Below are 17,825 nucleotides of genomic sequence, written 5' to 3'. Positions count from 1 at the left end.
TTATCCTCGGATCGCCCAGAAAGCCAGGTTAAGCCCCGGGAACTGGCCGGCGATGTGGAACGCGAACCCGCCGGAGTTGCTCAATTGCTGCCAGTGATCGCTACCGCGGTCGAGTTCGTAATAAGTGGAGCCGGCGTGGTACGGAAGCTGGCGTGGCGCCACCGGCAACGGCAGCAGGCCGATGCCCGGCAGTTGCAGGTTGACCAGATCGCGAATGTGCTCCACCGAACCGACCTTGCTCTGCTGGCCGAAGCGACCGCGCAGGGTTTCGGCCGGAACATCGGCGCGCACCACCAGGATGAAACTGGCGCTCTCGAGCAGGGTCTTGTCGGCCAGCATCGCCACGTGGATGCCGTAGGCTTTCTCGACAATCGGAATCGGCGTGGCCTTGCTGTCAATCAGCATCGACAGGGCCTCACGCAGGGCCTGCATGACCGGCGCGTAACTGAGCGCCAGGTCATCGTGCTGGTATTGCGGATACTCCTGCGGTCGTCGCCCCGAAGCGGTGAAGGTCGAGAACTCACCGGCCAGGCTGACCAGCTCGCTGTAGAACCGCTCGGGGTGCAATGGGCTCAGTTGGCTCAGGTGCTGGATCAGCGGCTGGGCGCGGTTGACCAATTGCAGCAGCATGAAATCGGCGATCTCCGAGGCGCCCCCGGCACCGGACGCCACCACCCGCCCGGCGAGGGCTTCGCCGCGTTGATGGAGCAGGCCCAGCAGTTCGCTGCGAAACGCGGCCAACGGTTTGGAGGCGGCCACATCCAGCAACGGCGGGATGTAGCTGTCGTCCAGCACCAGGGCGCGGTCGGCACGTTTTTCCTTGATGCGTACCAGGCCGATGGCGGCGTAGTCACTGATGCCGTCCTGCGCGGTCAACAGGCGCAACGCCCGCGAACCCAAGGCGACCGGCGCGCGGTTCTCGAACGGTGCGTTATCGTCGCGCACTTCGCACACCTGGCTCACGTAGCGCGCCGCGCCGAGGGTTTCACCTTCGTCAACGGTGTCACGCGCACCGGCACGCTTGAGCGGCAAGGCCAGGTACACCAGACCATCGCGCAGGTTGTCATCGACGTTCAGCGCAGGCGGCGCCAGGTCATCCTCGGGGATGTTGAACGGTGTGCCGTCCGGCAGCAGGCCCCGCGCCGAAACGATCGCCAGCTTGCCCTGGGCCAGCAGGCCCTGGTCGATCAGCAATTGGGAAAAACCCCAGGCACCGGCCGACAACGGACGGCTGCGGGCGTCGATGAGGTTTTCCAGGTAACGGTCATGCTGCTGGAAGTGCTGCGTTCCAATGAACATGCCTTCCGACCAGACCACGCGATTGTTCCAGGACATGGGGGCTCCGATTGCTTATTGGGCAGGGCTGGATGGGGGAACGACGACGGCGCTGCGCACGGCGCGCACGTCGAGGCTGATCTGGTATTCGGTGTATTGGCGCGGCGGGACATTCATCACCGTGCGCCACAGCGACCGGTCCAGTTCGCGATAGCCCACCAGTACGCCGATATGGCGGGTAGCCGGATCGAGGTCGCGTTGCAGGCTCAACTGCTGACCGGGCTGGATCAGCACTTCGTCCTGATCGATCAGGTCGGCGCCGAGGGTCGCCTGGGCCCGTTCGGCCAGGGCGAAATAATCGGAGCGGGCGAAGGTGGCGGCATTTTTCAGTTCGAAAATACGCACCCGGACCGGCGCCGGATGCCCCGTAGCGCCGGGGTTGAGGCCGGCAATGGCGTGAAAGTGCAGTTCGACGGCAGCGGTATCAGCCTCTTCGGACTGTGAATCGGCCGCATCCTTGGCGCATGCCGTCAGCAGAAGCCCGGTGGCGACTGCGAGTAAAAACCTGAAAATCATCCTGCGTCCTCAATGACGTTTGAGCTATCCGTTGATTGCTTTTAAAGGTGTTATAGGCGGCGCTGTCGCGCGCTGTGCTCTTCGTAAGCGCGACTGAATTCACGACCGAACAGGTCCTGGAAATCCTCCTGGGCTTCCCGGGAAATGTTGCTGTAGAGCTCGGTGAATTGCTGCCAGTACTGCGCCTGTCGCGAGCCGTTGAAAATGCTCGACAGGCCAGCGGGCTTGCCCATGCGCTCTTCCAGTTGCGCCGGTTCAAAGCGCGCCAGCAAATGCTTGATGGCCGCTTCCACGCCAGCCATCACTGCCAATTGGTGAGCGCGCAGGTCGTCGAAGCTGTCACGCACCGCCACATCCGGCGCCATGAAGGCCTGGTTGCCATGACGCAGCAGCAGCAACATGGCCTCCTCGACATTGGGGGCGAACTTCAGCGGGTTGTTTTCCACCGGCTGGATCATCGTTTGCTGAATACGGAACTCACCCTTGAGGCTGCTGCGGGCGCGCAAAACATCAATCAAGCCTTCGACCATCAGCCGATAGCTGCGCCCGATGCTTTCCATCTGCGCCTCAGCCTGGGCCTGGTCCAGGCGCAACTGGTCCAGCCCGGCGCCGCGCAGGAACGCTTGCAACAGGTCCGGTTGGGCGGCGTCGAGCGGCTTGGGCGGCGTGACCGGGGTTTGAACGCTGGTCACCGGCGCCTCGCGCAGCGGCGCAGGTTCGGCGGTTATGCTGACCTGAGGCGGGTGTGTCGGCACCGGTTCTACGACAAGCGGCTCTACGACAGGCCGCTCGACAACGGGCGGTGGCGCAACCGGTGGCGCAGCGACAGGAATCGGGGCAACTGCCACGGGCGCGGGCTTGTCGCTGAACGGGTCCCAGTCCTCCGGTATCACCGAAGCCGAGACCTGCGACACAGGCTCGATCACAGGCGGCGGGCTGGGAGGAGCAATGGGCGTCGGCGGACGGAAATCATGCTGTTGGGCCGGCACATGGTCAGGCTGGGTGGCCGGCGGGACACTGCTCGGGCTCAGGAAGTCGAACAGGTCTGGCAAGGTGTCCATGGCCGAGGCGCCCTGGAAATGGGCCGGGGGAGCCACGGGCATCGGCGTGGGTGTATTCAAGCCGGCACTCTGATGCCCCATCAAGGCTTCGAAGCTGCTGGGCGCCTCAGCAAACGGATTGCTGTCGGAGACTGGCAGGTTGAAATCCACCCGCGCCTGGATTTCATAATCGCCAATGCGGATAACTTCGCCGTCTTGCAGCGGCTCACTGTTGCCCTTGCGCAAACGAACACCGGCCTTGACCAATTCCACACCGTTAGTGCTGTTATCGGTTAAGTAATAACGCCCGTCTTTGTATTGAATAACGCAATGTTTGCCGGAAACCAGGCGCTCAGGGTCCGGTAATACCCAGTCATTATCGGAATTACGGCCAATTGCCATCACCCCCTGATCCATGGACTTCTCAGAACACTGGCCCGGGGTAATCTTGTGATAACTAGTGATCGTCAAACACAGCGCCATCTTGCCTCCTTGCTGAACACTTGCGCATGCGATCGAGTGCCGGGATCTACGCCCGAACGACTCGTCGGCAAACCTTTGCAACCGACTGCGAAACGGCTTTTTGCCAGCATGATTGCTGATATTAACCCGCCTGCATGACAAAAAACCTGCATCAGTGCCTGCCTTGACCTACTGGTCGCGCAGGTTGTTAAGCGCCTCACAACTGTCACACAGGGGAAATAGCTTACCTTGACAAGCGATAAGTACTACACCAAAAATGCACAACTTCTTGAATATAGGTGATGGCACTTTAAGATCATTCAGCATCTAAAGGGCCATTAGCCTCAAGGAACATGTGAAGTTCCATTCGGAACTTGCGTGTGCACTGCCCGAGTTATTCAGCGGGCGATAGGGAGATCGAACGAAGTGGATGTGCCTCTGCTGCTCGCCGCTGTATCCGCAACTTCGCCGTGCGGTGAAGATTTGGAATATGACGCGGATTTCTTGCGCCTGGAACGCGATTCCCAAGGTCAGCCCGAGCGCAGCATGGGCGATTCGATATTGCCTGCCGAACCCCCTGAGTGGCGCAGCATCCAGCAGCAAAGCCTGGACCTGCTGCAACGCAGCAAAGACCTGCGCATCACCCATTTCCTACTGCAAAGTTCCCTGGCCCTGGAAGGCATACCGGGCCTGGCCCGCGTGTTGACCCTGATCAGCGAATTGCTCAAGCAGTACTGGGCCGAGCTGCATCCGCGCTTGGACGCCGAGGACGACAACGATCCCACCGTGCGCATCAACGCCCTCGCCGGCCTGACATCCGATATCACCATTGGCCTGCTGCGCGAAAGCATCCTGGCCCGCTCGCGCACCTTCGGTGCCGTGAGCCTGCGCGCCGCCGCCAATGCCAGCGGCCTGCAAAGTTTCCCGAATGAAAGCCTCGGCGCCGAACAGCTCGCCGGAGCCCTGCTCGACAGTGATCCCGAGCAGCTGGAAATCACCCGCGACGCCCTGTTGCAAGCTCGCGCAGCCGCCGAAGCCATCGAGCAACAGGTCAGCGATCAAGTCGGTTCTGCCCAAGGCGTGGACCTTGGCCCGCTGAAGCAACCGCTCAAGATGGCCCTGCAGATTCTCGGCCAGTTCGCCCCACAGAGCGGCGACAGCGCCCTGCCCGATGTCATCAGCGGCGACGACAACGCCGCGCCGGTTGAACACGCCACCGCGCCAAGCGCGAGTGCGCCACGCAGCGCCGCCCCTGGCGAAATCAACAGCCGCGACGACGTGCTGCGCAGCCTGGACCGGATTCTCGCTTACTACGCCCGTCAAGAGCCCTCCAGCCCGCTGCCGGTGCTGTTGAATCGGGCCAAGATTCTGGTGAACGCCGACTTTGCGACCATCGTGCGCAACCTGATTCCCGACGGCATGAGTCAATTTGAAAACCTGCGCGGCCCAGACAGCGAATAAAAGCGAACGGATCACGCAGTCACGTCACCGGCACCCCCGATGACGCCAACACCGTCGCTCAAGCGACCAGGAGCAGCAACGTGGCGAAGCAAAGTTCTCAGAAATTCATCGCGCGCAACCGTGCGCCTCGAGTGCAGATCGAGTACGACGTCGAGCTCTACGGCGCCGAGAAAAAGGTCCAGTTGCCCTTTGTCATGGGGGTGATGGCGGACCTGGCCGGCAAGCCCGCCGAGCCTCTGGCACCTGTGGCCGATCGCAAATTCCTTGAAATCGATGTCGACAATTTCGACTCGCGCCTCAAGGCCATGCAGCCTCGCGTGGCGTTCCATGTCCCTAACGAACTGACCGGCGAAGGCAACCTGAGCCTGGACCTGACCTTCGAAAGCATGGACGACTTCAGCCCGGCGGCCGTGGCCCGCAAGGTCGACTCGCTGAACAAGTTGCTCGAAGCGCGCACCCAACTGGCCAACCTGCTGACCTACATGGACGGCAAGACCGGCGCCGAAGAAATCATCATGAAAGCGATCAAGGACCCTGCCCTGCTGCAGGCCCTGGCCAGCGCGCCGAAGCCCGCCGACAACGAGCCCCAGGCTTAATCAGGACGAATGATCATGACCGAATCAGCACGTGAAAATCAGTCCCAGGCCCTGGGCACCACCGAAGTCCCCAGCGAGTTCGCCTCGCTGCTGATGCAAGAATTCAAGCCCAAGACCGAACGCGCTCGCGAAGCCGTCGAAACCGCCGTGCGCACCCTCGCCGAGCAGGCCCTGGCGCAGACTGACCTGGTGTCCAACGACGCCATCAAGTCGATCGAATCGATCATCGCCGCCATCGACGCCAAGCTCACCGCCCAGGTCAACCAGGTCATCCACCACCCCGACTTCCAGCAGCTGGAAAGCGCCTGGCGTGGCCTGCACTACCTGGTCAACAACACCGAGAGCGATGAGCAGCTCAAGATCCGCGTGCTCAACATCTCCAAGACCGACCTGCACAAGACCCTGAAGAAATTCAAGGGCACCGCGTGGGACCAGAGCCCGATCTTCAAGAAGATGTACGAAGAAGAATACGGCCAGTTCGGCGGTGAACCGTACGGTTGCCTGGTGGGCGACTACTACTTCGACCAGTCGCCACCCGACGTGGAGCTGCTGGGCGAGCTGTCGAAAGTCTGCGCCGCCATGCACTCGCCGTTCATTGCCGCCGCATCGCCTACCGTGATGGGCATGGGCTCGTGGCAGGAACTGTCGAACCCGCGCGACCTGACCAAGATCTTCACCACGCCGGAATATGCCGGCTGGCGTTCGCTGCGTGAATCGGAAGACTCGCGCTACATCGGCCTGACCATGCCGCGCTTCCTGGCGCGCCTGCCGTACGGCGCCAAGACCGACCCGGTGGAAGCCTTCGCCTTCGAAGAAAATACCGACGGCGCCGACAGCTCCAAGTACACCTGGGCCAACGCCGCTTATGCGATGGCGGTGAACATCAACCGTTCGTTCAAACACTTCGGCTGGTGCTCGCGCATCCGTGGCGTGGAATCTGGCGGTGAAGTGGAAAACCTGCCAGCCCACACCTTCCCTACCGATGACGGCGGCGTGGACATGAAGTGCCCGACCGAAATCGCCATTTCGGATCGCCGTGAAGCGGAGCTGGCGAAGAACGGTTTCATGCCGCTGCTGCACAAGAAAAACACCGACTTCGCCGCGTTCATCGGCGCCCAGTCATTGCAGAAACCGGCCGAATACGACGACCCGGACGCCACCGCCAACGCCAACCTGGCCGCGCGCCTGCCGTACCTGTTCGCCACCTGCCGCTTCGCCCATTACCTCAAGTGCATCGTGCGCGACAAGATCGGTTCCTTCAAAGAGAAGGACGAAATGCAGCGCTGGTTGCAGGACTGGATCCTCAACTACGTCGACGGTGACCCGGCGCACTCCACCGAGACCACCAAGGCCCAGCACCCACTGGCCGCCGCCGAGGTCATCGTTGAGGAAGTCGAAGGCAACCCGGGGTACTACAACTCCAAGTTCTACCTGCGCCCGCACTACCAGCTCGAAGGGCTGACCGTGTCGCTGCGCCTGGTATCGAAACTGCCTTCGGCCAAGGGTGCGTAAAAACCTGTTGAACGGTACGCGGTAAACATGTGGGAGCGAGCCTGCTCGCGATAGCGGATCAGTCGCCACCTGCGTTGCCTGACACGCCGCTATCGCGAGCAGGCTCGCTCCCACAGGGGATCTTCAGCGGTTTGGAGATCAGCTTGCGCCCCGTTCAGCACAATAGATTTCGCAAGGTCGGCGTCAATCAAACAATGTGGTAGAGACCACACAGGGAGAAAACATGGCTGTTGATATTTTCATCAAGATCGGCGACATCAAGGGCGAGTCCATGGACAAGGCCCACAAGGACGAGATCGATGTCCTGAACTGGAGCTGGGGCATGTCCCAGTCCGGCAACATGCACGTGGGCAGTGGCGGTGGCGCGGGCAAGGTCAACGTGCAGGACCTGTCGCTGACCAAGTTCGTCGACAAGGCATCGCCCAACCTGATGATGCATTGCGCCAGCGGCAAGCACATCGACAAGGTCAAGCTGACCGTGCGCAAGGCCGGCGGTGAAAGCCAGGTCGAGTACATGATCATCAACCTGGAAGAAGTGCTGATCACCTCCCTGAGCACCGGCGGCTCGGGCAACGATGATCGCCTGACCGAAAACGTCACCCTGAACTTCGCCAAGGTGATGGTCGACTATCAGCCACAAAAAGCCGACGGCACCAAGGAAGGCGGCCCGGTCAAGTTCGGCTGGAACATCCGCCAGAACGTCAAGGTGTGATCGAACACGCCCCCGGTGCCACGCGCCGGGGGTGTTTGGTGCTTGCTCGAATCCAATCCTTTCCCACCCGGTATCTGAGTCATGGCCAAGCCTTCGTTTATCAATTTGTGGAAAGCCTATTCCGATCTGCTGGTGACCTACCCTGACGCGAAACCTTGCGACGGTCCGTGGGCCAACCAGTGCGCGATTCGCATGAGCATCACGCTCAATACCGAACTGAGCATCAAGGTCAACAAGTCCACCTACACCGAACCCAAGTGTGCGCATGGGCATGCGCGGGGGGCTGAATCGCTGGCAAATTGGTTGTGGAAACACCACTTGGGCCGTCCAACTATCCTCGGCGGCAGCGCAGAAGAGCGCCGAAATCTGATGGACAAAAAAGGCCTTATTTTTTTCAAGGACTGCTTCCAACAACTGGGAGAGTCTCTAGACGGTCGCACCGGCGATCATATCGATCTGTGGAACCGTGGCTTTACCGCTAGCCGGTATGACGATCCGTCCTATCGATCCAAGGCGATCTGGTTCTGGGAGCTTTTATGATCAAAGCTCATTGCGCAGTATTTATGGGTTGCTTGCTTTCGAGTCTGACGGCCTGTGCCGGGCAGCAAGCTGCACCGGCGACGCCAGCCGCAGCGGTGAATCAAGTGGTCTCGATGGACGGGCAACAGTTAACCCTGGTGAATGACCAACAACGCTGCGCGCTACGCAAACCAGACCAGACCCTAATGCCACTCGACTTGCCATGGCCCTGCCAATTCACCGTCGACAGACAAGGCAAATCGCATGTCGAGACCTTCGGCAAAGTGCCCATTGTCATCGTTATTCATCTGACGACAACGGCTGAGGACAGTCCTGAGTGTCGATCCGAGTATCGCGCCATACGCCAGATCAACGGACAACTCGAACCCTCGATAATCGCTCGCACGGGTAGTTGCCTGCGCGGTGCAGGCGATCAGAAAAACTACACGGGCCTTTTCACTTGGTAACCGAAATCGCCACCCGCGATCGCCTGCAACCGTCCCTGCTGGACCGGTTGACCGACGACGATCCGAGCAACCTCAAGGAAAGCGCCGACAAGCGCGTGTTGTCGCTCACCCAGTTGAAAGCCTCGGTGCTGCGCGACCTGGCGTGGTTACTCAACACCACTTCGTTGCTCGATGCCGATGCCACGCTGCACACCCCGGCAGGCACGTCTGTGGTCAATTTCGGGTTGCCGGCGCTGGCCGGCAACAGCGCGTCGAACGTCGACCTGCCGGCCCTCGAAGCGCTGATCCACCAGGCCATCGCCACGTTCGAACCACGCATCTTGCGCCATACCCTGCGGGTGCGAGCCCGAGCAACCGCCGAAATGAACCACAACGCCTTGAGTTTCGAGATCGAGGGTGACCTCTGGGCGCAGCCCGTGCCGCTGCGTCTGATGCTGCAAACCGACCTGGACCTGGAAACCGGCCACGTGCGCGTAGTCCACGCCGATCAGCGGAGACGCCCATGAACCCGCGCCTGCTGGAGCTGTACAACCAGGAACTGCACCATGTGCGCGAAAGCGCGGCGGAGTTCGCCAAGGAATACCCCAAGATCGCCAGTCGGCTGACGTTGTCCGGGATGGACTGTGCCGACCCGTACGTCGAACGTTTGCTCGAAGGCTTCGCCTACCTGACGGCGCGGGTGCAGCTCAAGCTCGATGCCGAGTACCCGACCTTCACCCATAACCTGCTGGAAATCGCCTACCCCCACTATCTGGCGCCCACGCCGTCGATGACCGTGGTGCAACTGCAGACCGACCCCGATGAGGGCTCGCTGAGCGCAGGCTTTGCGCTGCCCCGGGACACCGTCCTGCGCGCCGCCCTGGGGCGTGAAACCCAGACCTGCTGCGAGTACCGCACCGCCCACGCGGTGACGTTGTGGCCGCTGCAGGTCAGCCAGGCCGAATACTTCGGCAACCCGTCCGCCGTGCTCGGACGCCTGGCCGCCAGCGAGCCTAAGGCCAAGGCCGGCCTGCGCCTGACCCTGCGTACAGGTGCCGAACTGCCGTTCAACAGCCTGCCCCTGGACAACCTGCCGCTGTACCTCAGCGGTGCCGACGAACAGCCCTTCCGCCTCTACGAACAACTGCTGAGCAATGCTTGCGCGGTGTTCGCCCGCAAGCCCGGCGGCGATTGGGTTGAACGCTTGCCCCAGGACGCGCTGTGCTCGCGGGGTTTCGACGATGCCGATGCCGCGCTGCCCGTGGTCTCACGCGCCTTCCAGGGCTATCGCTTGTTGCAGGAATACTTCGCCCTGCCCCATCGGTTCCTGTTCGTCGACTTCACCCAATTGAGCCGCGCGGTCAAGCGCTGCGACGGTCAGGAGCTGGAGCTGATCGTGCTGTTCGACCGTCACGACCCGAGCCTGGAGGGCAGCGTTGGCGCCGCTCAGTTTCTGCCGTTCTGCACGCCTGCGATCAACCTGTTCCCCAAGCGCCTGGATCGCATCCACCTCTCGGAGCGGGTCAACGAACATCACGTCATCGCCGACCGCACCCGCCCGATGGATTTCGAAGTGCATTCGCTGACCGGCCTCACCGGCCACGGCACCGGGCCGGAGCAGCCGTTCCTGCCGTTCTATGCCGTGCGCGATCCGTCACGTTACGGGCGCGACCAGGCCTACTACACAGTACGACGTGAGCCGCGAGTGTTATCCAGCGACCAGCGCCGCAACGGCCCGCGCTCGACCTACGTGGGCAGCGAAACCTTCGTCAGCCTGGTGGACAGCCAGCAGGCGCCCTATCGCCACGACCTGCGCCAACTGGGCGTGACGGCGCTGTGCACCAACCGCGACCTGCCGCTGTTCATGAGCGTGGGCAACGGCAAGACCGATTTCACGTTGGCCGACAGCGCGCCCGTCGGCGCGATTCGTTGCGTAGCAGGTCCCAGTCGGCCACGGGCCAGCCATGCCCACGACGCCAAGGCCTGGCGCCTGATCAGCCAACTGTCGCTCAATTACCTGTCCCTGAGCGAGCAAGGCCAGGGCGCCGCAGCCCTGCGCGAACTGCTGCGCCTGTACGGCGACAGCAACGATGCAGCGCTGCAGTTGCAGATCGAAGGCCTGCGCGAAGTCAGCAGCAAGGCCTGCACTCGACGCTTGCCGATGCCCGGCCCGATCGTGTTTGGTCGTGGCCTGGAAATCACCCTGGAATTTGATGAAAACGCGTTTCGCGGCACCGGGGTGTTTTTGCTCGGCGCGGTGTTCGAGCGCTTCCTGGCACGCTACGTGTCGATCAACAGTTTTACCGAGACGGTGATCCGTACCACCGAACGCGGCGAGATCATGCGATGGAAAGCCAAGCCCGGACGTCGTCCGACCCTTTGAGTACCCTGGACGCGATGCATCAGGAGCCCTGGGAATACGACTTCTTCCAGGCCTTGCGGCGTATCGAGTGCGAATCCCCCGAACTGCCGCGTCTGGGCCATTCATTACGCCTGGCCGATGACCCGCTGCGCCTGGGGCAACAGGCCGAATGCACCTTCGCCCCGGCGACCCTGGCCTCGGTGCAACCGGGCCTCGACGGTGCGCCGGCGCGCCTGGAACAGTTCTTCTTCGGCCTCGGTGGCCCCAACGGCCCGCTGCCGCTGCACATCACCGAATACGTGCGCGAGCGCCAGCGCAACAACGCCGACAGCACCAGCAAACGTTTCCTCGACGTGTTCCACCATCGCCTGCTCAGCCTGTTCTACCGGGCCTGGGCCGAAGCGCGGCCAACGGTCAGCCATGATCGCCCGGACGACGACTATTGGTCGGCACGCCTGGCCGCCCTCAGTGGTCGGGGCATGCCGAGCCTGCTCAAGCAAGGGCTGATTCCTGACACGGCGAAACTGCACTACAGCGGCCACTTATCAGCGCAAACCCGCTACCCGGACGGTTTGAAGGCCATCATCAGCGAGTACTTCGGCCTGCCGGTGGAGATCGAAGAATACGTCGGCCAATGGCTGGAACTGCCAGAACGCAGCCGCGTGGGCGTCAGCGCCCATCAGTTGGGCGTGGACTTTTGCCTGGGCCGCTACGTGTGGGATCGCCAGCACAAATTCCGCATTCGCCTGGGGCCACTCAAGCTCGATGACTACATGGGCATGTTGCCCGGCAGCCAACCCTTCAACGAGCTGGTGGCCTGGGTCGCCGAATATCTGGGCCATGAACTGGACTGGGACCTGAACCTGATCCTGGAACAACCCGAAGTACCGGCGCTGCAGCTCAACGGTGGTTTGCGCCTGGGGTTCAACACCTGGTTGGGCCGCCCCGAAACAGATGCCAAGGATTTAATACTGGCCCGGCATTACGCCGAACAGGCCAACACCTCACAGACCTCAAGGAGCCATGAGCATGGGTGAAATCAGTCGCGCCGCGTTGTTCGGCAAACTCAACAGCGTGGCCTACAAAGCCATCGAAGCCGCCACCGTGTTCTGCAAGTTGCGCGGTAACCCCTACGTGGAACTGGCCCACTGGTTTCATCAGTTGCTGCAGCTGCAGGACTCGGACCTGCACCGCATCATCCGCCAGTTCAATATCGAGCCGGCGCGCCTGGCCCGCGATCTGACCGAAGCCCTGGACCGCTTGCCACGGGGCTCGACCTCCATCACCGACCTGTCTTCCCATGTTGAAGAAGCCGTGGAACGCGGTTGGGTCTACGGCAGCCTGATGTTTGGCGAAAGCCAGGTGCGCACCGGTTATCTGGTGCTGGGTATTCTCAAGACGCCAAGCCTGCGCCATGCATTGCTGGGGCTGTCGTCGGAGTTCGACAAGGTCAAGGTCGAGGCCTTGAGCGAGCGCTTTGACGAATACGTCGGCGACTCCCCGGAAAACGCTCTGACCGCTAGCGACGGTTTCAACGCCGGTGCCGTACCGGGCGAGGCCAGTGGCGCCATGTCCCCCAGTGCCATGGGCAAACTGGAAGCCCTCAAGCGCTTCACCGTCGACCTCACCGAACAGGCCCGCAGCGGCAAGCTCGACCCCATCGTCGGTCGCGACGAAGAGATCCGCCAACTGGTGGATATCCTCATGCGCCGCCGGCAGAACAACCCGATCCTCACCGGTGAAGCCGGCGTGGGCAAGACCGCCGTGGTCGAAGGCTTTGCTCTGCGCATCGTCGCCGGCGACGTGCCGCCATCGCTCAAGGACGTGGAACTGCGCAGCCTCGATGTCGGCCTGCTGCAGGCCGGCGCAAGCATGAAAGGCGAGTTCGAACAGCGCCTGCGCCAGGTCATCGAAGACGTCCAGGCGTCGCCCAAACCGATCATTTTGTTCATCGACGAAGCCCATACCCTGGTGGGTGCCGGTGGCGCTGCCGGTACGGGCGACGCGGCCAACCTGCTCAAGCCGGCCCTGGCGCGCGGCACCCTGCGCACCGTGGCCGCCACGACCTGGGCCGAGTACAAGAAGCACATCGAAAAAGACCCGGCCCTGACCCGGCGTTTCCAGGTGGTGCAAGTCGCCGAGCCTTCCGAGGACAAAGCGCTGCTGATGATGCGCGGCGTGGCCTCGACCATGGAAAAACACCACCAGGTACAGATCCTCGACGAAGCCCTGGAAGCCTCGGTCAAACTGTCGCACCGCTACATCCCGGCGCGCCAGTTGCCGGACAAATCCGTGAGCCTGCTGGACACCGCCTGCGCCCGCGTCGCCATCAGCCTGCACGCGGTGCCGGCCGAAGTGGACGATAGCCGTCGGCGCATCGAAGCGCTGGAAACCGAGCTGCAAATCATCGCCCGTGAGCACGCCATCGGCATCGCCATCGGCACCCGCCAAACCCAGAGCGAGAACTTGCTAAGCGCTGAACGCGAACGCCTGGCCGAGCTGGAAAGCCGTTGGGCCGAAGAGAAAGCCCTGGTGGACGAGTTGCTCGCCACCCGCGCCACCTTGCGCGAGCGTGTCGGCGTGGTGGACAGCGAGGACGGTAGCGAAACCAGCCACGCCCTGCGCGAGCAACTGGTTGACCTGCAACAGCGCCTGAGCGCTCTGCAAGGCGAAACCCCATTGATTCTGCCGACCGTGGACTACCAGGCCGTGGCCTCGGTGGTCGCCGACTGGACCGGTATCCCGGTGGGCCGCATGGCCCGCAACGAACTGGAAACGGTGCTCAACCTCGACCAGCACCTGAAAAACCGCATCATCGGTCAGGACCACGCCTTGCAGATGATCGCCAAGCGCATCCAGACCTCCCGCGCCGGCCTGGACAACCCGAGCAAACCCATTGGCGTGTTCATGCTCGCCGGCACCTCCGGCGTGGGCAAGACCGAAACCGCCCTGGCCCTGGCCGAAGCCATGTACGGCGGCGAGCAGAACGTCATCACCATCAACATGAGCGAGTTCCAGGAAGCCCACACCGTGTCCACCCTCAAGGGCGCGCCACCGGGTTACATCGGCTACGGCGAAGGCGGCGTGTTGACCGAAGCCGTGCGGCGCAAACCCTACAGCGTGGTGCTGCTGGACGAGGTGGAAAAAGCCCACCCGGACGTGCATGAAATCTTCTTCCAAGTGTTCGACAAAGGCGTGATGGAGGACGGCGAAGGCCGGGTGATCGACTTCAAGAACACCTTGATCCTGCTGACCACCAACGCTGGCACCGAGCTGATTGCCCAGGTCTGCAAAGACCCGCAGAACGTGCCGGAGCCGGAAGAAATCGCCAAGGCCCTGCGCCAGCCGCTGCTGGAAATTTTCCCGCCGGCCCTGCTCGGGCGCCTGGTGACCATTCCGTACTACCCGCTCAGCGACGAGATGCTCAAAGCCATCACCCGCCTGCAACTCAACCGCATCAAAAAACGCGTGGAGAACACCCACAAAGTCGCTTTCGACTACGACGATGCGGTGATCGACCTGATCGTCTCGCGCTGCACCGAAACCGAAAGCGGCGGACGCATGATCGACGCCATCCTGACCAACAGCCTGCTGCCGGACATGAGCCGCGAGTTCCTCACTCGCATGCTCGAAGGCAAGGCGCTGGCCGGCGTGCGGATCAGCGCCCGGGACAATGAATTGCAGTACGATTTCAGCGACGCGGCCTAAGGTCAAACCCGCCCATGTAGGAGCTGCCGAAGGCTGCGATCTTTTGATCTTCCGCTTGAGACTCAAGGGTCTGAGCAAAGATCGCAGCCTCGCGTTGCTCGACAGCTCCTACGGGGAAACAAGGCAGTAACAAGGGATAATTGATGTTATTCAACCAAGCCTCACGCCTGGCCAAAATCACCAGCCCCCTGGGACCTGAGGTACTGTTGCTCAAGGACATGGGCGGCGGCGAAGAGCTGGGGCGGCTGTTCAACTACGAGTTGCAGTTGCACTCGCTGGACAACGCCATCGACCTCAACCAGGTGCTCGGCAAACCCATGTGCGTGAGCCTGCAACTGGACGGCGGCGGCGAGCGGCATTTCCACGGCATCGTTTCGCGCTTCAGCCAGAACGTTGACCAAGGCCAGTTCGCCAGTTACCAGGCGACCTTGCGGCCCTGGCTATGGCTGCTGACCCGTACCTCCGATTGCCGGATTTTCCAGAACCTGACCATCCCGCAGATCATCAAGCAGGTGTTTCGCGACCTGGGCTTCTCCGACTTCGAAGACGCCCTCAGCCGCCCCTATCGCGAGTGGGAATACTGCGTGCAGTATCGCGAAACCAGCTTCGATTTCGTCAGCCGCCTGATGGAGCAGGAAGGGATCTACTACTTCTTCCGCCACGAACAGGGCCGCCATGTATTGGTGCTGGCCGACGCCTATGGCGCCCACACCACTGTGCCCGGCTACGGTTCGGTGCCCTACTACCCGAAAAACGAACAGCAGCGCGAGCGCGACCATATCCACGACTGGCACCTGGCCCAGGAAGTGCAGCCCGGCTCGCTGGAACTCAACGACTATGACTTCCAGCGCCCCAGCGCGCGCATCGACGTGCGTTCGGCCATGCCGCGCCCGCACACCGCCGGCGACTATCCGCTGTACGACTACCCCGGCACCTATGTGCAGAGCCAGGACGGCGAACACTACGCCCGCACCCGCATCGAAGCCTTGCAGACCCTGCACGAGCAAGTGGAGCTGGCCGGCAACGCTCGCGGCCTGGGCTCGGGCCACCTGTTCAGCCTCACCGGCTTCACTCGCCAGGACCAGAACCGCGAATACCTGATCGTCGGCGCCCGCTATTACGTGTCCCAGGAAAGCGGTGAAACCGGCGGCGGCGCGCCTTCGGCCCAGTTCGAAAGCAGCCTGACCTGCATCGCCGCTCAACAAAGCTACCGGCCGCTGCCCACCACCCATCGCCCCATCGTCAAAGGCCCGCAGACCGCGTTGGTGGTCGGCCCCAAGGGCGAGGAGATCTGGACCGATCAGTTCGGCCGGGTGAAGGTGCATTTCTACTGGGACCGTCACGACCAGTCCAACGAAAACAGCTCGTGCTGGATTCGCGTGTCACAGTCCTGGGCCGGGAAAAACTGGGGCTCGATGCAGATCCCGCGCATTGGCCAGGAAGTGATTGTCAGCTTCCTCGAAGGCGACCCCGACCGACCGATCATCACCGGTCGCGTCTACAACGCCGAACAGACCGTGCCTTATGACCTGCCCGCAAACGCCACCCAGAGCGGCATGAAAAGCCGTTCGAGCAAGGGCGGTACGCCAGCGAATTTCAACGAAATCCGCATGGAAGACAAAAAAGGCGCCGAGCAGTTGTATATCCATGCCGAGCGCAACCAGGACATCGTGGTGGAGGTGGATGAAAGCCACTCGGTGGGCCACGACCGCAACAAGAGCATCGGCCACAACGAGACAGTGACCATCGGCAACAACCGCCTGCGCATCGTCAAGCAGGAAGACATCCTGTCGGTGGGCCTGCGCAAGACCGACAGCATCAGCCAGAGCTACGTCATTGAAGTGGGCGAGAACCTGCGCCTGGTGTGCGGCGAAAGCATCCTGGAGCTCAACGCCAGCGGCCAGATCAATTTGACCGGCGTGCAAATCAGTTTCTATGCCAGCGGCGATGCCGAATTCAACACCGGCGGCGTGCTGCACCTGAACAACGGCGGCGGCCCCGGTGCCACGCCCGACGGCCAGGGCGTCAAGGCGAGCATCGACGCCAACGTCGCTGCCGCGTTCCCCAAGGGCTAACCACGAGATTTAAGTGCCATGACTTACCGCATCAATGAATTCCAGTTCCAGCTGCCGGAAAGCGAATTGCTGGACGCCACGATCAACATCCTCAAGTTCCCTGAACTGGGCACCTCGTTGATCGTCAGCCGCAGCTTGCTGGCCGACGGCGAAACCCTGCAGAGCAACCTCGACGACCAGCTCAAGCGCCTGGAAAAACAGGTCCAGGACTTGCGCGCTCAACCGGGCGTCGCCGTGCGCCTGGGCGCCAACCAGGAAGTCGAAGGCGTCGAGCTGCGCAGCCAGTTCAACAAGGGCAACGAAAAGGTCTTCCAGTTTCAGCTCGCCCTGGTACTGCCCGGCACGCGCAAGATGCTTGCCTTGAGCTACGTGAAGGCCGAGAAGCTCGGTGATGCTGAGGCGGCGCATTGGGCGACGATCAAGGGCTCGTTGTTGTTTGACGTTCCGGCGTGATGAGCCAACTGCATGTCTGACGCGCTCTGGGCCGCTCGCCTGGGCGACGCACTGAACCACACCTCGATGATGGCCGACATCCTCGGCGGCGTGCTGGAAGTGGCGGCGAACATCGCCATCACCGCCCTGGCGACCGCTGCCGTGGTGGCCGCCACCGGTATCACCGTCGCCACGGGTGGCTTGGGTTGCTTCCTGCTCGGCGCGGTCGTGGGCGCGGTCGTGGGCCTTGCCATGAGCAAGACCGGGGCCGACAAAGGCCTGAGTAATATCTGCGAAGGCATCGGCAACGCGCTCTTTCCGCCCACGGTGCAGGCCAACATCCTCACCGGCTCCAAGGACACCTTTACCAACAACATCCCCTCGGCCCGCGCCGCCGGGGCGGTTGTTTCCCAGGTCGCGCCGGCCGGCACCGAATTGGACATGCCCGAGCCGGAAGAAGAAGCCGAGCCCAGCTACCTGGACATGGCCGGCAACTTCTTCTCGCAGATGTGGCGCCCCACCGTCGCCTCGCCCGCCCCCGGCACAGAGACCCGACCGGAAGACCTGGTGATCTGCACCAAGCACCCACCGATGCCGCCGCAGTTCATGGCCGAAGGCTCGGACAAAGTCACCATCAACGGCCAGCCCG

General features: G+C 62.3%; 15 protein-coding genes and 1 pseudogene. 13 read left to right on the top strand and 3 right to left on the bottom strand.

All coding sequences use genetic code 11. From position 1 onward, the window contains the following. Genes tssK through tagH form a run of 3 tightly spaced genes read right to left on the bottom strand, consistent with a single transcriptional unit; the run spans window position 1 to window position 3,374 of the window. The gene (gene tssK, locus BMY45_RS26730; protein ID WP_092403373.1) at window positions 1-1,335 is read right to left on the bottom strand and encodes a type VI secretion system baseplate subunit TssK; all 1,335 of its coding nucleotides are present in this window, start codon (window positions 1,333-1,335) and stop codon (window positions 1-3) included. 15 nt (window positions 1,336-1,350) lie between these two features. Then, window positions 1,351-1,851, bottom strand: coding sequence for a type VI secretion system lipoprotein TssJ (tssJ, locus tag BMY45_RS26725; protein ID WP_092403371.1), 501 nt, complete (start codon window positions 1,849-1,851; stop codon window positions 1,351-1,353). A 50-nt stretch (window positions 1,852-1,901) separates the two neighbouring features. After that, window positions 1,902-3,374, bottom strand: coding sequence for a type VI secretion system-associated FHA domain protein TagH (tagH, locus tag BMY45_RS26720; protein WP_092403369.1), 1,473 nt, complete (start codon window positions 3,372-3,374; stop codon window positions 1,902-1,904). 405 nt (window positions 3,375-3,779) lie between these two features. Here tagH and tssA point away from each other — a divergent pair, with 405 nt between their 5' ends. From tssA to BMY45_RS26655, 13 genes and pseudogenes are all read left to right on the top strand, one after another. Beyond that, window positions 3,780-4,814, top strand: coding sequence for a type VI secretion system protein TssA (tssA, locus tag BMY45_RS26715; protein ID WP_092403367.1), 1,035 nt, complete (start codon window positions 3,780-3,782; stop codon window positions 4,812-4,814). Between the two features lie 80 nt (window positions 4,815-4,894). Next, on the top strand, window positions 4,895-5,410 hold the full coding sequence (gene tssB / locus BMY45_RS26710; RefSeq protein ID WP_092403365.1) for a type VI secretion system contractile sheath small subunit: 516 nt from the start codon (window positions 4,895-4,897) through the stop codon (window positions 5,408-5,410). Between the two features lie 15 nt (window positions 5,411-5,425). Continuing rightward, window positions 5,426-6,922 (top strand): type VI secretion system contractile sheath large subunit, encoded by a 1,497-nt coding sequence (tssC, locus tag BMY45_RS26705; protein ID WP_092403363.1) that lies wholly within the window; start codon window positions 5,426-5,428, stop codon window positions 6,920-6,922. A gap of 223 nt (window positions 6,923-7,145) precedes the next feature. Next, window positions 7,146-7,634: an Hcp family type VI secretion system effector gene (locus BMY45_RS26700; RefSeq protein ID WP_047226771.1), complete on the top strand. Its 489-nt coding sequence runs from the start codon at window positions 7,146-7,148 to the stop codon at window positions 7,632-7,634. A gap of 81 nt (window positions 7,635-7,715) precedes the next feature. Beyond that, window positions 7,716-8,174, top strand: coding sequence for a type VI secretion system amidase effector protein Tae4 (locus tag BMY45_RS26695; protein ID WP_092403361.1), 459 nt, complete (start codon window positions 7,716-7,718; stop codon window positions 8,172-8,174). Then, window positions 8,171-8,620 carry a hypothetical protein gene (locus BMY45_RS26690; protein ID WP_092403359.1) on the top strand — a complete coding sequence of 150 codons (450 nt, stop codon included), beginning with the start codon at window positions 8,171-8,173 and terminating at the stop codon, window positions 8,618-8,620. Before BMY45_RS26695 ends, BMY45_RS26690 begins: the two co-directional genes overlap by 4 nt. Next, window positions 8,614-9,126 carry a type VI secretion system baseplate subunit TssE gene (gene tssE / locus BMY45_RS26685; protein WP_092403357.1) on the top strand — a complete coding sequence of 171 codons (513 nt, stop codon included), beginning with the start codon at window positions 8,614-8,616 and terminating at the stop codon, window positions 9,124-9,126. The genes BMY45_RS26690 and tssE overlap by 7 nt, the downstream gene beginning before the upstream one ends. After that, a complete protein-coding gene (gene tssF, locus BMY45_RS26680; protein WP_092403355.1) occupies window positions 9,123-10,982 on the top strand; it encodes a type VI secretion system baseplate subunit TssF in 1,860 nt (619 codons plus the stop codon). The genes tssE and tssF overlap by 4 nt, the downstream gene beginning before the upstream one ends. Continuing rightward, complete coding sequence (gene tssG, locus BMY45_RS26675) at window positions 10,946-11,998, top strand: type VI secretion system baseplate subunit TssG (protein WP_092403353.1); 1,053 nt, start codon at window positions 10,946-10,948, stop codon at window positions 11,996-11,998. The genes tssF and tssG overlap by 37 nt, the downstream gene beginning before the upstream one ends. Further along, window positions 11,991-14,669, top strand: coding sequence for a type VI secretion system ATPase TssH (tssH, locus tag BMY45_RS26670; RefSeq protein ID WP_092403351.1), 2,679 nt, complete (start codon window positions 11,991-11,993; stop codon window positions 14,667-14,669). The genes tssG and tssH overlap by 8 nt, the downstream gene beginning before the upstream one ends. Window positions 14,670-14,812: 143 nt before the next feature. Then, window positions 14,813-16,744 (top strand): type VI secretion system Vgr family protein, encoded by a 1,932-nt coding sequence (gene tssI / locus BMY45_RS26665; protein WP_092403349.1) that lies wholly within the window; start codon window positions 14,813-14,815, stop codon window positions 16,742-16,744. Between the two features lie 18 nt (window positions 16,745-16,762). After that, complete coding sequence (locus tag BMY45_RS26660; protein ID WP_092403347.1) at window positions 16,763-17,197, top strand: DcrB-related protein; 435 nt, start codon at window positions 16,763-16,765, stop codon at window positions 17,195-17,197. 12 nt (window positions 17,198-17,209) lie between these two features. Further along, a pseudogene (locus BMY45_RS26655) lies at window positions 17,210-17,825 on the top strand (type IV secretion protein Rhs); the annotation flags it as partial.

This window comes from Pseudomonas sp. NFACC39-1, from assembly GCF_900110355.1.
Lineage (GTDB): Bacteria > Pseudomonadota > Gammaproteobacteria > Pseudomonadales > Pseudomonadaceae > Aquipseudomonas > Aquipseudomonas tehranensis.
Note: the sequence above shows the minus strand (reverse complement) of the source record. Positions and strands in the feature narration are given on the sequence as shown.

Excerpts from the sequence above, each read along its gene's own strand:
- tssK (WP_092403373.1), bottom strand. The coding sequence starts at position 1,335 with ATGTCCTGGAACAATCGCGTGGTCTGGTCGGAAGGCATGTTCATTGGA.
- tssJ (WP_092403371.1), bottom strand. The coding sequence starts at position 1,851 with ATGATTTTCAGGTTTTTACTCGCAGTCGCCACCGGGCTTCTGCTGACG.
- tagH (WP_092403369.1), bottom strand. The coding sequence starts at position 3,374 with ATGGCGCTGTGTTTGACGATCACTAGTTATCACAAGATTACCCCGGGC.
- tssC (WP_092403363.1), top strand. The coding sequence starts at position 5,426 with ATGACCGAATCAGCACGTGAAAATCAGTCCCAGGCCCTGGGCACCACC.
- BMY45_RS26700 (WP_047226771.1), top strand. The coding sequence starts at position 7,146 with ATGGCTGTTGATATTTTCATCAAGATCGGCGACATCAAGGGCGAGTCC.
- BMY45_RS26695 (WP_092403361.1), top strand. The coding sequence starts at position 7,716 with ATGGCCAAGCCTTCGTTTATCAATTTGTGGAAAGCCTATTCCGATCTG.
- BMY45_RS26690 (WP_092403359.1), top strand. The coding sequence starts at position 8,171 with ATGATCAAAGCTCATTGCGCAGTATTTATGGGTTGCTTGCTTTCGAGT.
- tssF (WP_092403355.1), top strand. The coding sequence starts at position 9,123 with ATGAACCCGCGCCTGCTGGAGCTGTACAACCAGGAACTGCACCATGTG.
- tssG (WP_092403353.1), top strand. The coding sequence starts at position 10,946 with ATGGAAAGCCAAGCCCGGACGTCGTCCGACCCTTTGAGTACCCTGGAC.
- tssH (WP_092403351.1), top strand. The coding sequence starts at position 11,991 with ATGGGTGAAATCAGTCGCGCCGCGTTGTTCGGCAAACTCAACAGCGTG.
- tssI (WP_092403349.1), top strand. The coding sequence starts at position 14,813 with ATGTTATTCAACCAAGCCTCACGCCTGGCCAAAATCACCAGCCCCCTG.
- BMY45_RS26660 (WP_092403347.1), top strand. The coding sequence starts at position 16,763 with ATGACTTACCGCATCAATGAATTCCAGTTCCAGCTGCCGGAAAGCGAA.